The sequence below is a fragment of the Streptacidiphilus monticola genome (assembly GCF_042658505.1).
Classification (GTDB): Bacteria; Actinomycetota; Actinomycetes; order Streptomycetales; family Streptomycetaceae; genus Streptacidiphilus; species Streptacidiphilus monticola.
The window spans coordinates 5,008-18,604 of record NZ_JBHSQJ010000086.1; the positions used below are offsets into that span (position 1 = coordinate 5,008).

Genomic DNA, 13,597 nt, shown 5'->3' on the forward strand with positions numbered 1-13,597 from the left:
GCGCCGGCGACCGCCTGCACGTGCCCTTGCGGGTCCAGGCCGAGGGACGCCGGCTGCCGGCCGCCGCGCGAGCGGTCGCGGCCCAACTCGCCGAGCACCCGGACGTGCTGACGGCCTACTGGGACGGCGGCCTGGCCCATCTTGTGGTGCAGCTGACGGAGGACGCCGTCTCCGACCGCGTGGTCGACCGCGTCGACGCGCTGGCCGCGGAGCACGGGCTGACCGCCCGGCCCGAGCCGGAGAGCCGGCATCCGGGCGGCGTCGCCGAAGTCCGGGTCCAGGCCGTCGGCCTGGCCTGCGACGCCCTGGGGCTCGGCGTGGCGCTCGGCTCCAAGGCGGTGCGGCTGGAGCGCTCGCCGCGCCTGCTCGCGGCCGCCGGAGGACTGCTGCGCGAGGACCCGCGCGTGGAACGCGTGCTGCGCCGCCGCCTCGGCGGCCAGGCGACGGACCTCCTCCTCGCGGGCCTCGGCGCGGCCGCACAGGGCCTGGGCGGATCACCGACGGGGCTCGCCCTCGACGGCGCGCTGCGCGCGACGCGGCTCGCCGGCGCCGTCGCCCGGGCGGCGGCGTTCGCAACCGCCCATGACCGGCTGTGCGGGCCGGGCCGATCGGGTCCGGACACCGCGGACCACCGGCGGCCCCCGTTGCGGCCCCGGCCCGAGGACGACTACCGCGGCAAGGCCGTACTGGGTGCGGGCGTCGGCGCGGTCGGCCCGCTGCTCTTCGGCGGCGACCGGGCCGAGGCCGCGGAGGCGCTGCAGGCGGGCAGCCCCCGCGCCGCCCGGTTCGGCCCGGAGGCGTTCACCGCCGTCCTCGGCGGAACGCTGGCCGCCGAAGGGGTCCTGGTACGCAATGAGGAGCGGCTGCGGCGCCTGGCGCTGGTCGACACGGTGGTGTTGCATGCCTCGGCACTGCACAGCAGACGCCGGGCCGTTCTCGAGGCCCACCCCAGCGTGCCGGACTGGGACGCGGCACGGCTCTGGCAGGCTGCCTTCCTCACCCTGCAACAGGCGGACCGGAACGCCGTGTTGACGCTGCGTCCGGTGCCCGACGAGGACGCGGACGGCCCGGTCGGGCTGATGGTCGCCGCACACGACGGCCGGGACGTCGGCACGGTGCTGGTCGGCTGGGAACCGGACCCGCTCGCGGAGGCCGCCCTGGACGCGGCGCGGCGGGCGAACCTGACGGTCGTGGTCGTGGACGACGGAACGCTCGGCGACCTCGGAGCCCTCGCGGACCGCCGGGTGGCCGCCGAGTCCTCGCTCGCCGACACCGTCCAGGCACTCCAGCGCCAGGGCCGCACGGTGCTGACGGTCGCTCAGATCCCTGCGGGCGAGCGGGGTTTGACGACCGCGGCGGACACCGCGGAGAGGCCGGACGACACCCTCGCGGGCCTGCTGCTCAGCGACATCGCCCTCGCCGTCGCCACCCCCGGCAGCGCCCCCGTCTGGGGCGCCGACGCCCTGCTGCTGGACGGGCTGCCCGGCGCCTGGCGGCTGATCGCCGCCGTCCCCGGGGCCCGGGCCGCCGCCGACCGCGCCCGCCTCTACGCCGAGTCCGGTGCGGCGCTGGCCGGCCTGCTGGTGCTGACCCGCGGGCGCGGCCCCGGCCGGCCCACCCTGCCCCGCCTGCTGCGGCTGGGACCGGTCGACGCGGCGACCGCCGCAGCGCTGTTCTCGGGCTGGCGGCTCGGCCTGCGCAGCGCCACGCGCCGGGCACCGCAGCCGCACGCCCGGATCCCTTGGCACGCCCTGCACCCCCGGCAGGCACTCGACCTCGTGAGCCGCGACCGTCCCGCCCAGGAACCCGGCGACCACGGGGCCGTCGCCGCGCTGCGGCACGCCGCGCGGGCAGGCGGACTCGCGCCGCCCGCCCGGCTGACGGTGCGTCTGCTCGCCGCCGTCCGCGCCGAGTTGGACGACCCGCTGACCCCGCTGCTGACGGTCGGCGCGGCGGCCACGGCCCTGCTCGGCTCCGGCACGGACGCGGCTCTGGTCACCGCCGCCCTGGGACTGAACGCGCTCGTCGGCGCGGCCCAGCGGATGCGCGCCGAGCGCAGCCTGGCCGACCTGGAACGGCGCCGCGGGCCGCAGGACGTCCACCCCGCGGTGACGCCGGGTCAGGTCGTCGAGCTGCACGTCGGGGACGTGGTCCCCGCGGACGGCCGGTTGCTGGAGTGCGCGGGGCTGGAGGTCGACGAGTCCGCGCTCACCGGCGAGTCCCTGCCGTCCCCGAAGTCGGTGGACGCGACCCCCGAGGCCGGGGTCGCCGAACGGCACTGCATGGTCTTCGAGGGCACGACCGTCGTCGCGGGCAGCGGGCGGGCCGTCGTCGTGGAGACCGGGGCGGACACCGAGGCGGGCCGCGCCGTCCATCTCGCCGCCCGCACCCCCGCGCCGGCCGGGATGCAGCGCCGACTGCACGAACTGACACGCCGGATGCTGCCGTTCACCTTCCTCGGCGGCGCGGCCGTCACCGCCCTGTCCCTCGCGCGCGGCCGTCGCACCGGGCAGGCGGCCCGGAGCGGCCTGGCGGTCACCGTCGCCGCCGTCCCGGAGGGGCTGCCGCTGGTCGCCACCGTGGCCCAGCAGGCCGCCGCGCGGCGGCTGGGCCGCCGGGGCGTGCTGGTGCGCAGCAGCCGGACCCTGGAGGCGCTCGGGCGCGCGGACGTGGTCTGCTTCGACAAGACCGGCACCCTGACCCGCAACGAGCTGCGGGTGACCCGCAGCTCCGGGCCGGACGGCCGGACGATGCGGCCCGGCTCCGCCGAGGCCGTGGCGGTCCTGCGCGCGGCGGCGCGCGCGTGTCCGCGGCCCGGCCCCGATGCACCCCGCCATCAGACCGATCTCGCCCTCCTCGACGCGGCGCCCGCCGACCCCGGCTGGCGCCCGCAGGCCGAACTGCCCTTCTCCGCCGGGCGCGGCTACGCCTGCGTGCTCGGCGAGGACGCCGACGCCGGACAACTGCTCGCGGTCAAGGGCGCACCCGAGGTCCTGCTCCAGAGCTGCGGCCCCGACGGAGCCGCCGACGGGAGCGCCCACGCGGCGGCCGACCGGCTCGCCCGCGAGGGGCTGCGGGTGCTCGCGGTCGCTGTCCGGCACCTGCCGCAGGGCGAATCCCTGCCTCAACCCGAGGATCCCCTCCCCGAGTTGACGCTCGTCGGCTTCGTCGGCCTGGCCGACGCGCCGCGCGAGGGCTCGGCCGAGCTGGTCGAGGAGCTGCGCCGCAGCGGGGTGCGCCCGGTCGTGCTGACCGGTGACCATCCCCAGACCGCGCGGGCCGTGGCCCGCGAGCTGGGCTGGCCCGAGCAGGCCGTCGTCGTCACCGGGGACGAGCTCACCGCCCGCGACCGCGGCGGCCGCGCCGAACTGCTCCGCGACTGCGACGTGATCGCCCGGGTCGCCCCGGAGCAGAAGCTCCAGGTCGTGGAGGCGTTGCGGCAGGCCGGCCATGTCGTCGCGATGGTGGGTGACGGCTCCAACGACGCCGCGGCGATCCGCGCCGCCGACATCGGGGTCGCCCTGGCCGCCCACGGCTCGGCGGGCGGCCGCNGCCGCCCGCAACGCCGCCGACCTGGTCCTGGTCGGTGACGGTCTGACCGGGCTGGTGCCCGCCCTCGCCGAGGGCCGCGCGCTGTGGCGCAGCGTCGCCGACGCGACGGCTGTCCTGGTCGGCGGCAACGCCGGGGAGATCGGCTTCTCCGTCCTGGCCACGCTCGTCTCCGGCACCGCGCCGCTGACGGCCCGTCAGATGCTGCTGGTCAACCTGTTCACCGACCTGCTCCCGGCGACGGCCCTGGCCGTCACACCCCGCGCGGACGGCGCGGAGGCCGGGCCCGGTGGGGGATCCGTGGCAGGGGACCGGCCGACCAGCCTGGCCGACCTCGGCGCGCCGCTGCTGCGGCAGATCGGCCGGCGCGGCGCGGTGACCTGTGTCGGCGCCGGCACGGCGTGGGCATGGGGCGCACTCACGCCGGGGACCGCGCGGCGCACCAGCACGATGGCCCTGTGCGGCGTCGTGGGCGCGCAGTTGCTGCAGACCGTCCACGGACGCGGCCACAGCCCTCTCGTCGTGGCCACCGCGCTCGGCTCGGCGGCGGCGCTCGTGCTGCTCGTCGAGACTCCCGGCGTCAGCCACGCGCTCGGCTGCACCCCGCTGGGACCGGTGGCCTGGCTCGGCGTCGCCGCCTCGCTGCTGGCCGCGCAGGGCGCTGCCGCGTTCTGACCGCCCCGAGGCTGCGCAACTGCCGTCAACTCGGGGCGGTTTCGAGGTTTCCGCGCGATGGACGAGGCAAGTCGCGCAGCGACCGCCGGATCGATTCGTGGAGGAACGAACCATGAGCGACGAATACACGCCGGAGACGACGCCCGACGAGGGTGCGATGGACCCGCCCGAGCCCGCCGGCTACCGGGAGGAGGACCCGACGCAGGGGCCCTCCGGCCCCACGGGCTCCTCGCCCGAGGCCGAGCAGCGCGCCCAGGACCGCAGCGTTCCCGGCACCGCCTCCGCGACCGAGGGCTACTCCGACGACCGCGGCACGGGGGCCGGCGAACCCCTGGAAGGGCTGGGGGAGGAGAGCGGCGGGAGCGGACGCGGCAGGCAGGACGACGGGGGCTTCCAGGAGGGCGGCAACGAGCAGGACTTCGAGCAGAGCACGGTGGAGGGCGGCTCCTCGGACGAGGGCTACTGACCCCAACGGCAGCGGGCCCTGGGCGGGCGGCGCGAGCGGAGAAACGGCGCTGGGCGCGCCGGGCGCCGCCCGCGGCTGCCCTGCGCCCAGGCCGGCCAGGATGCTGAGGGCGAGCCATGGACGGCACCCCACATTCCGACCGGCATGACGCCCGGGGCGGCGCGTCGCGGGGCGCAGCGGACGGCCCGTCACCTTCCGCCCCGGCAGGGCTCGTCCGGCGAGGCGAGGATGAGCGGTCCGCAGGGACCATGGACGGTCAGGGCCGCGCCTCAGTCGCCGGCATGGGACGCACCGCTCCGCCGCACCCGGGGGACGGGGGTCTGTTCCGAGGGTGCGGGCGTGGGTCGTCGCGCGACGCCGCCGCGCCTGGCGGCGGGGGCTGGCTCCCAGGGTCGCGGGCATGGCCCGCGCCGCGCCGCTGCACCCGGGGGACGGGGTTTGTTCCGGGGATCGCGGGCATGGCCCGCCGCGCCGCCGCACCTGGGCGACGGGGGTTTGTTCCGAGGGGTGGCGTGGGGTGCGCGCGCCGCGGCACCCGGGGCACGGCGGCCTGCTCCGAGGATCGCGGGCATGGCCCGCGCCGTGCGGACGCACCCGGGCGACGGGGGCTGGCTCCCAGGGTCGCGGGCATGGCCCGCGCCGTGCCGACGCACCCGGGCGACGGGGGCCTGCTCCCAGGTGCCGCCCGGGCATGTGGGGACCTATGGTCGGAGGTGTACGAGTTCCCTGCGTGGTGCGGGAGCACACCATGGACGAGATCCACGCCCCCACGAACGTCGACATCCTGCTGACCGACTGCGCCGCCGAGGACGCGGACGCCGTCTTCGACGCCCTGGCCGCGGCCTTTCCGCAGGCCGGCGGTGGGCACGGCCCGGCGCGGGCCGGCACGGGAGCGGCCACGGCCTGGTCCTGGAGCCTGGCGATGGGGCCGCACGAGCATGTGCTGGCGCACCCTCAGCTGCACGGCCCCGTCCGGGCCGAGCTGCAGGGATGCCCGCGGGACGTCCGGGAGGTCCGCTCCGCGCTCGCGGAGGACTTCACGGTCCGCGACGAGGGCTCGGTCTCCGGCGACCAGGAACTCGAACTCCGCCTCGCCCTCTCCCCGCTGGCGGGCTAGCGCCGGTCCCAACGGGTGTGCCGTCCCGGCGGAGCCGGGGGACGAACGCCAGACGGACTGGTACACGGTGGACCACCACACCGACCCTGACCGGCCCGGTCCGGGCCGGTGTGCTTCGGTCCGTCAGGCGTACAGCTCCGGGCGGCGGTCGGCGTGGACGTCGTTGCGCGGGCCCAGCGCCTTGTCCCGGGCCGTCGTCAGGTCCAGGTCGGCCAGGAACAGGCCGGGGCCCGCCGGGCGGGACACCGGCCAGCCGTCCGCGTCCACGACGACGCAGCCGCCCACCCAGTCCACGCCTCGTTCCGGGCCCTCCCGGTCGGCTACCGCGATCGGCAGCCGGTTGACCATGGCGTTCGCCTGCACGCGGACGACCTCGCCTGGCCGTTCGCCCTCCGGGCGGGGGAAGGCGGGCCAGTTGACCGGTGCGCAGAGCAGTTCCGCGCCTGCCAGCGCGGGCAGCCGCACCCACTCCGGGAACTCCAGGTCGTAGCAGACCATGACCGCGATCCGCCCGACCGCCGTGTCCACCACCGGAGGCGGGGCGTCCCCAGGAGCGAAGAACAGCTTCTCGCGGTCCCACAGGTGCGCCTTGCGGTAGACCGCGCGCAGGCCCGAAGCGTCCAGCAGCACCGCCGAGTTGCGCAGGGCGCCGTCCGCGGCGCGCTCGTTCGTCCCGGCGACCAGCACCACGTCGTGGCGGGCCGCGGCCTCGGCCCAGGCGGTGACCGTGGGGCCGTCCAGTGGTTCGGACAGGGCGCGGGCCTCGGCCGCATCCGTGAACACATAGCCGCTGACGGCCAGTTCGGGCAGGACCACGACCCGCGCGCCCGCCCGTGCCGCGCGCTCGACGGCCGCCAGCGAGGCGGCACGGTTCGCGGCCGGCTCGCCCACCACCCGGGCGAGCCGGCACACGGCGACCCGGGTCGCCGTCACCGCGGGGCCATCAGTGAGACGAGCTCGTACGCGGTGTGCGAGGCGGCGACGGCCGTGATCTCGGCGTGGTCGTACGCGGGGGCCACCTCCACCACGTCCGCGCCCACCAGGTTCAGTCCGGCCAGGCCGCGCACGATGGCGAGAAGTTCACGGCTCGTCAGGCCGCCCGCCTCGGGCGTTCCCGTGCCCGGGGCGTGGGCCGGGTCGAGCACGTCGATGTCGACGGAGACGTACAGCGGCCGGTCCCCGACGCGCTCGCGGACGCCGGCCACGATCTCCGGGACGCCCCGGTCCGCGACGTCGACGGTGGAGACGATGCCGAAGCCCAGCTTGGCGTCGGCGATCAGGTCCTCCGCGCCGTAGAGCGGGCCGCGGATACCGATGTGGGTGAGCGCCGACTGGTCCAGCAGCCCTTCCTCCACGGCCCGCCGGAAGGGGGTGCCGTGGGTGGTCGGTGCGCCGAAGTAGGTGTCCCAGGTGTCCAGATGGGCGTCGAAGTGCAGCAGCGCCACCGGTCCGTGCCGCCGCGCGACCGCGCGCAGCAGCGGCAGGGCGATGGTGTGGTCGCCGCCGATGGTGACCGGCTTCGCGCCCTCCGCCAGCAGTTCGCTGACCGCGTCGTCGATCGTCTGGAGCGCCTCGGTGATGTCGAAGGGGTTCACCGCCACGTCGCCGCAGTCGGCCACCTGCTGCCGGGCGAACGGCGCCACCTCTTGCGCCGGGTTGTACGGGCGCAGCAGCCGGGACGCCTCGCGCACCGCCGTGGGTCCGAAGCGGGCGCCCGGACGGTAGGAGACGCCGGTGTCGAAGGGCACGCCCAGGACCGCGACGTCCACCCGCTCCACCTGGTCGCGGCGCGGCAGCCGCGCGAAGGTCGCGGGGCCCGCGTAGCGCGGGGTGGTCGAGGAGTCGATCGGGCCGACGGGGACGCCGGCGGGCACGTCTGGAGTGGACACGGTGCTTCCTCTGCTGGTCCGGCCTGTCGCGCCGCTTCCTCACGGGCGCTGCGCGACTGCTTCGTCACCGGAACGCTACGCCCGGCGCGACGCTGCCGCGCCGCTCCCTCATGGACAAGCGGCACCTGCCGCCCCTCCGTTCCGTACAGTCGCCGCCGCGACTCAGTCCCCGGAGGCCGCGAGATCCCTGGCCGCGAAGGCCAGCAGCAGGTCCATCCGCTCCGCTGCCGAGGACAGGTCACGGCCCGTCACCTCCTCGATCCGGCGGATGCGGTGGCGCAGGGTGTGCCGATGCACCCCCAGGTCCGCCGCCGCGACCTCCCAGGCGCCGTTGGCATCGAGGAACGCCCGCAGGGTCGGCAGCGCCCGCCCCTGCTCCAGCGCGTCCGCCAGCGGATCCAGGACCGCGTCCGCGAACCCCGCCAGCGCCGCCGGTTCGCCCAGCGACAGCAGCAGCGCCGCACTGCCCGCGTCGGCGGCCCCGCTGACCCGGACCCCGGTGCGCCGCCCCACGCCGAGCGCGTAGCGCGCCTGCCGCAGCGCGGCCGTTCCCGAGGCGGCGGCGACCGGGGCGCTGACGCCCAGTCGGACGTCCGCGCCCATCTCGTCGGCCACGGCCTCCGGCGTCGGGCCGGACAGCAGCAGCACCGCCTCCTCCGGGCGGGCGGGGTCGGTGCAGGCCGTCACCTCCGGCAGTGCCGAGGCCAGTCGCTCCACCGCCGTGGCAGCCCCGCCGGGGCACCAGGCGACGGCCACCTGCAGCCGGTCGGGATCGGGGACGCGCAGCGAGCGCAGCAGCGCGCGAGCCTGCTCCGGTGACGGGTCGTCAACCAGCAGCCGCCGGAAGGCGGCGACGCGCGCCTCGCGGTCGGTGCGCTCCTGGGCCGCGCGCCGCTCCGCGTCCAGCGACAGCAGGCAGGCCGCGGTGGCGGTCAGCGTCCGCTCGTAGGCGTCCGGTGGGCGCTCACCGCCGACGAGGAGGAAGCCCAGCAGGGTGTCCAGGCCCAGCGGAACGGCACGGACCTCGCCCCACGGGCCGGAGCTGACGGCGCTGCCGCGCAGCCCCGCGGCCCGCAGCCGGGGCAGCTCGGCGGCCAGCAGGCCGGTGCGCTCCGCCTCTCCGGCGGCGCCGGCGGGATGCCCCGCAAGCACCCGGCCGCGCGGGTCGGCCACCACGCACCAGCGCCGGGTGGCCTGGTGAAACGCCGTCAGCAGCGGGACCGGACCGCCGCCACGGGCGGCCGCGGCGGTCAGCGAGCGCTGCGCGTCGTTGGCCTTGGCCAGTTCGGCGTACTGCTCCTCGGCCAGCCGTGCGAAGACAGCCTTGGTCACCGCGATGAACGGGGTCTCCTGCGGCACCTCCAGCAGCGGCAGACCCACCGCGCGGGCCGCGGCGACCAGCCAGTCCGGCGACTCCTGGAAGGTCAGCTCCGCGCCCAGCCCCAGTCCCAGCGCGACCGCCCCGGCCGCGGCGATGTCGCCGAGGTAGCGCTCGGCCCGCGCGGGGGAGAGGTTCATGCCCGTGGTCATCATCAGCTCGCCGCCCTGCAGCCAGGGCGCGGGGTTCTCCACCTCGCTGACATGGGCCGACGCCAACGGCGCCGCCAGCCCCTCGGGGGTCGCGGCGACGGCGGTCAGGCCCAGGGCAGGATCGTCGAGCAGGTCACGCACGGTCAGCATGCGACCATTGTCGGGATTGTCCGAGGAGGCTGTCCAGCACGGAGCGGGTGGCCGCCCAGGCGCTCCCCAATGGAGCGGAACCACCCGTCCGCCGCGGTGCGAAGGTGTGGGAAACCCACAGACCCCCACCGGAGAGGCAGGCGATCCCCCGTGGCCGTCTCGCACGACAGACGCCCAGCAGTCGAGGCAGGAGCACCCCAGGTGAGTCCCGGCAGCCGCCCCTCCGGTGGCCTGATCGAGGTCCGCTCGATCGACTACGTCCCCGCCGCCGAACGCCACGGCAAGGTCTGGCACCAGGGCCCCTTCTGGTTCACCGGCAACTTCGTGCTGACCACCATGGTCACCGGCTTCCTCGGCCCGACCCTGGGCCTCTCCGTGGGCTGGTCGGTGCTGGCCGTCGTCCTCGGGGCCTGCTTCGGCACCTTCTTCATGGCCTTCCACGCCAACCAGGGCCCGCGGATGGGCCTGCCGCAGATGATCCAGTCCCGTGCCCAGTTCGGGCTGCGCGGCGCGGTGATCCCCTTCGCCGCGGTCGTGTTCGTCTACGTCGGCTTCAACGTCTTCAACGTCGTACTGGCCACCGAGGGCCTGCAGACGGTGCTGCCCGGCGGCAGGTGGTTCTGGTACCCGGCGCTGGTCGCGGTCGCCGTGGTGCTCGCGATCTTCGGCCACGACCTGATCCACCTGGTCGAGCGGTGGCTGACCTACGCCCTGATCCTCGTCTTCGGCGTGCTCACCGTCTACGCGCTCGTCGGCCACTGGGCCCCGCACGCCGCCGCGGGCTCCGCCGGCGCGGGCTGGAACCTGACGTCCTTCCTCGTGGTCTTCTCCGGCGCGGCCGGATACCAGATCAGCTACGCCGTCTACGTCTCCGACTACTCCCGCTACCTCCCCGAGGACGTCCCCGCCAGGAAGGTCATCTGGTGGACCTACGCCGGCGCGGCCGGCTCGGCGGTCTGGCTGATGTCCCTCGGCGCGCTGCTCGGGTCGAAGCTCCCCGGCCAGGACGCCGTCGCCGCCGTCCGGACCCTGGGCAACGCGATGCTGCCCGGCTTCGGCACCTTCGCGGTGCTGGTCTCGGTGGTGGCCATCATCGGCATCATGGGTGTCAACGCCTATGGCGCGATGCTGACTTCGGCCAGCGCGGTGGACGCCTTCAAGCGGGTTCGGCCCACCGTCCGCACCCGGGTCGTCGGCATCGTCGCGATCGAACTCGCGGTCCTGGTGGTGGCCCTGGTGCTGCCGGAGGACTACCTCGCCAGCTTCAACAACTTCCTGCTGCTGATGCTGTACTTCCTGGTCCCGTGGACCGCGGTGAACCTGGTCGACTTCTACGCGGTGCGGCGCGGCCACTACGACATCCCCGCCATCTTCGACCCGGACGGCGAGTACGGGAAGTGGTCCGGTCCGGGGCTGCTGTCCTACGTGGTGGGCGTGCTGGTGATGGTCCCGTTCATGGCGCTCTCGTTCTGGGAGGGGCCGGTGGCCGAGGCCGCGGGCGGCGCCGACTTCTCCTTCGCGGTCGGCCTGCTGGTCTCCGGCGGCCTCTACTACGCCCTCACCGGCCGCGTGCGCGACCGCATCGCCGTGGCTTCCTGAGCCTCCACCCGACCTGACGCCCGATCACTTCTCCGCTCGGGCACCCGACTCGGGCCCCGCCGCACGCCGCACCGGGCTGCGCCGGGGCCCGACAGCCGCCCGGTCCGCTCCCGGGATCGCAGCGCCGTCCTCGCCCACCCCGGCGGGGGAGCCGTGCGGCAGGCGGCGCAGGGCCGGGGACGCGAGCGGGAGCAGTGCGACGACCGCGTAGCAGAGGGACGCCGTGGTCGCGACGTCGAACCCGCCGAAGCGCTGCGCCAGCGGTCCCACCGCCAACTGGCCCACAGGAATGGCGATGTAGGAGAGCAGGTCGTCGTAGGCCGCCACCCGGGACAGCACCCGCTCCGGAATGTGCTCCTGCAGCGACGTGTCCCAGGCCGTCATCGTCAGCGCGCTGCCCAGCCCGGCCGTGAACGCCGCGGCGAGGAGCAGCGGCGCGGCGAACCTCTGTCCGACCGCCAGCAGCGGCAGCGCGCCGAGGACGCTCGCCAGCTGGCCCGCCCGCGCGAGATGACGCAGCGTCAGGCGGTACGTGACGCCGCTCATCACCAGCATGCCGACACCCCGCGCGCTGAGCACCAGCCCCCACAGCGCCGCGCTCCCGCTCAGCTGTTCGGTCAACTGCGGGCCGAGGATCTGCCAGGTCCCGGTCTGCACCAGGTTGACCACCGCGAACGCCAGGGTGACCGGCCAGACCCACGGCGTGCCCCGGAACACCCGCCAGCCCTCACGCAGGTCCCGCGCCAAGGGCGTTCGCCCGCCCCCTGCGCTCGCCGACGCCCCGACCCGGCGCGGCAGCCGGGTCAGGCACGCGGCCGCCAGCAGGTAGCTCGCGGCATCCCAGGCGATGGCCGTCCCGCCGCCCGACGCCGCGACCAGAACGCCGGAGACGCTCGGACCGAAGACCTTGGCCGCGTTGGAGACCGAGGCGAGCAGCGAATTGGCCTGCCGCAGCTCGTCCTTGGGAACCAGTTCCGGCACCAGCCCGCGCAGGGCGGGCGTCGTGAAGGCGGCGAGCGAGCCGTTGAGGAACTCCAGCGCGGCGACCGCGCCGAGCGCGTAGTGCCCGGACAGCAGCAGTGCGGCGACCACCCCCTGCGTCAGGCCGGACCCGAGATTCGCGGCGATCAGCACCGTCCGCCGGGAGAAGCGGTCGGCGGTCGCCCCGCCGACGAGCAGGAACGCGAGCAGCGGCACCATGCGCGCCGCCAGCACGATGCCGAGATCGCCCGGCCGTCCCGAGGCGTCGAGCACCGCGAACGCGAGGGCGACGGGCGCCATCGCGCTGCCGAGCAGCGAGACCGCCCGCCCGGCGAAGAACCAGCGGAAGGGGGAGTGGGGGCGGGTCAACAAGGGTGGGAGCACGCCCGCGAGCCTCGGGGACGGGCAGCGGCGGACGCTACTGTTTCGGGCACAGGCGAAACAACGACGGTCCGCCGACGGACGGACACCGGACGGAGGCTGACCCACGTGGTGCTGCTGCGCCTTGACTCGCTGGCCCTGTCCCGCTCCCGCTTCGCGCTCTCGCCGCTCGCCGAGACGCTGGGCGCGGTCATCGTCCTGAGCCGTCCCTGCACCACGCCCTGGCTCGCCGCCTGGCACGCGCGCCACCACGCCGCGTTCCGCGCCCGCCTCGAAGCGGACCCCTTCGCCCGCGGCCTGGTGATGCTGGTCGGCGCGACCAAGTACCTCCCCGACCAGGTGTCCCTGCCCCCGTCGGGCGGCATGGCCACCACGCTGGAGTCCGAACTCGCCGAGATGGCGGCCGTTCCGGATGCGGCGGTGCACAGCAGCCTGCGGGAGTCGCTGGCCCGCAGCTGGGAGGAGCACGACCTCGACTGGCTCACCGGACACGGCTTCGCCGCCCGCACGGCCGACCTCTTCCGCGCGGTCTGGCACGAGCACCTGGCCGCCGACTGGCCCGCCCGCCGCGCCCTCCTCGAACGCGACGTCACCTATCGCGCCGGCCTGCTCGCCGCGTACGGCTGGCCGCGGGCGCTCCACCGGATGAGCCGCCGCAGCGCCTGGGTCGGCGCGGACGCCATCCGCTTCAGCGACCGCCCGGGCCCGGACCGCGTGGTCGGGCCGGACGGCATGCTCTTCGTCCCGGTCACCGCCCCGCGCGGCACGTGGCTCTGCGAGGCTCCGCACCGCCCCTACGCCCTGGTCTACCCGGCCCGGGGCGTGGGGCAGTTGGGCGAGCCGGAGGCATCGGCCGGGCGCGGTGAGCGGACCGGCCCTGAGGGCAGTCGGCCGGACGCCGCCGCCCTCGACCGACTGATCGGATCCGGCCGTGCCGCCATCCTGCGCGCGTTGGAACGCCCGGCGACGAGCAGCGAACTGTCCGTACTCTTCGGCCAATCCCTCGGCACGATCGGCGGCCACCTCGCAGTGCTCCGGGACGCCGACCTGGTGTCCCGGACGAGGGTCGGCCGGCGTGTGGTGTACCGCCGGACGGGGTTGGGGGACCGGCTGGTCGGGGTGGGCGGAGGAGGAGCGCACGCCGGTTCCTGAGCGGTGGGGGGTGGGGGTCGCAGGTGCGCTCCACACCTGCAACGGCATTCTCCGGATAGGCGACTTGGCCGCCGTGCTGCTGAATGGAAAATCGGGCTGCGGGAGGGC

The 13,597-nt window shown here is 75.9% G+C and carries 10 protein-coding genes; 6 read left to right on the top strand and 4 right to left on the bottom strand.

Translation table 11 applies throughout. From position 1 onward, the window contains the following. Positions 1-2,042 precede the first annotated feature (2,042 nt). The 4 genes from ACFP3V_RS32110 (at position 2,043) to ACFP3V_RS21435 (ending at position 5,807) form a co-directional block, all read left to right on the top strand. Positions 2,043-3,590 carry an HAD-IC family P-type ATPase gene (locus ACFP3V_RS32110; RefSeq protein WP_465270104.1) on the top strand — a complete coding sequence of 516 codons (1,548 nt, stop codon included), beginning with the start codon at positions 2,043-2,045 and terminating at the stop codon, positions 3,588-3,590. Between the two features lie 16 nt (positions 3,591-3,606). Next, complete coding sequence (locus tag ACFP3V_RS32085) at positions 3,607-4,224, top strand: cation transporting ATPase C-terminal domain-containing protein (protein ID WP_417774525.1); 618 nt, start codon at positions 3,607-3,609, stop codon at positions 4,222-4,224. Positions 4,225-4,336: 112 nt separating this feature from the next. Further along, positions 4,337-4,690, top strand: coding sequence for a hypothetical protein (locus ACFP3V_RS21430; protein ID WP_380585847.1), 354 nt, complete (start codon positions 4,337-4,339; stop codon positions 4,688-4,690). Between the two features lie 748 nt (positions 4,691-5,438). Then, positions 5,439-5,807, top strand: a complete 369-nt coding sequence (locus tag ACFP3V_RS21435) for a hypothetical protein (protein WP_380585849.1) — start codon at positions 5,439-5,441, stop codon at positions 5,805-5,807. A 123-nt stretch (positions 5,808-5,930) separates the two neighbouring features. On the opposite strand, the gene ACFP3V_RS21440 is transcribed toward ACFP3V_RS21435, so the two are convergent. The 3 genes from ACFP3V_RS21440 to ACFP3V_RS21450 form a co-directional block, all read right to left on the bottom strand. Further along, positions 5,931-6,740 carry a nitrilase-related carbon-nitrogen hydrolase gene (locus ACFP3V_RS21440; RefSeq protein WP_380585851.1) on the bottom strand — a complete coding sequence of 270 codons (810 nt, stop codon included), beginning with the start codon at positions 6,738-6,740 and terminating at the stop codon, positions 5,931-5,933. Next, a complete protein-coding gene (speB, locus tag ACFP3V_RS21445) occupies positions 6,737-7,696 on the bottom strand; it encodes an agmatinase (RefSeq protein ID WP_380585853.1) in 960 nt (319 codons plus the stop codon). The genes ACFP3V_RS21440 and speB overlap by 4 nt, the downstream gene beginning before the upstream one ends. 162 nt (positions 7,697-7,858) lie before the next feature. After that, positions 7,859-9,376: a PucR family transcriptional regulator gene (locus ACFP3V_RS21450; protein WP_380585855.1), complete on the bottom strand. Its 1,518-nt coding sequence runs from the start codon at positions 9,374-9,376 to the stop codon at positions 7,859-7,861. Positions 9,377-9,577: 201 nt separating this feature from the next. On the opposite strand from ACFP3V_RS21450, the gene ACFP3V_RS21455 reads away from it, so the two are divergent. Next, a complete protein-coding gene (locus tag ACFP3V_RS21455) occupies positions 9,578-10,975 on the top strand; it encodes a purine-cytosine permease family protein (RefSeq protein WP_380585857.1) in 1,398 nt (465 codons plus the stop codon). Positions 10,976-10,999: 24 nt separating this feature from the next. Here ACFP3V_RS21455 and ACFP3V_RS21460 read toward each other — a convergent pair whose 3' ends face one another. Further along, positions 11,000-12,340, bottom strand: coding sequence for an MFS transporter (locus tag ACFP3V_RS21460; protein WP_380585859.1), 1,341 nt, complete (start codon positions 12,338-12,340; stop codon positions 11,000-11,002). A gap of 105 nt (positions 12,341-12,445) precedes the next feature. Here ACFP3V_RS21460 and ACFP3V_RS21465 point away from each other — a divergent pair, with 105 nt between their 5' ends. Beyond that, complete coding sequence (locus tag ACFP3V_RS21465; protein ID WP_380585861.1) at positions 12,446-13,489, top strand: helix-turn-helix domain-containing protein; 1,044 nt, start codon at positions 12,446-12,448, stop codon at positions 13,487-13,489. The last annotated feature ends 108 nt before the right edge of the window (positions 13,490-13,597 follow it).

Coding starts and splice junctions, on each gene's coding strand:
- ACFP3V_RS21430 (WP_380585847.1), top strand. CDS start 4,337: ATGAGCGACGAATACACGCCGGAGACGACGCCCGACGAGGGTGCGATG.
- ACFP3V_RS21435 (WP_380585849.1), top strand. CDS start 5,439: ATGGACGAGATCCACGCCCCCACGAACGTCGACATCCTGCTGACCGAC.
- ACFP3V_RS21450 (WP_380585855.1), bottom strand. CDS start 9,376: ATGCTGACCGTGCGTGACCTGCTCGACGATCCTGCCCTGGGCCTGACC.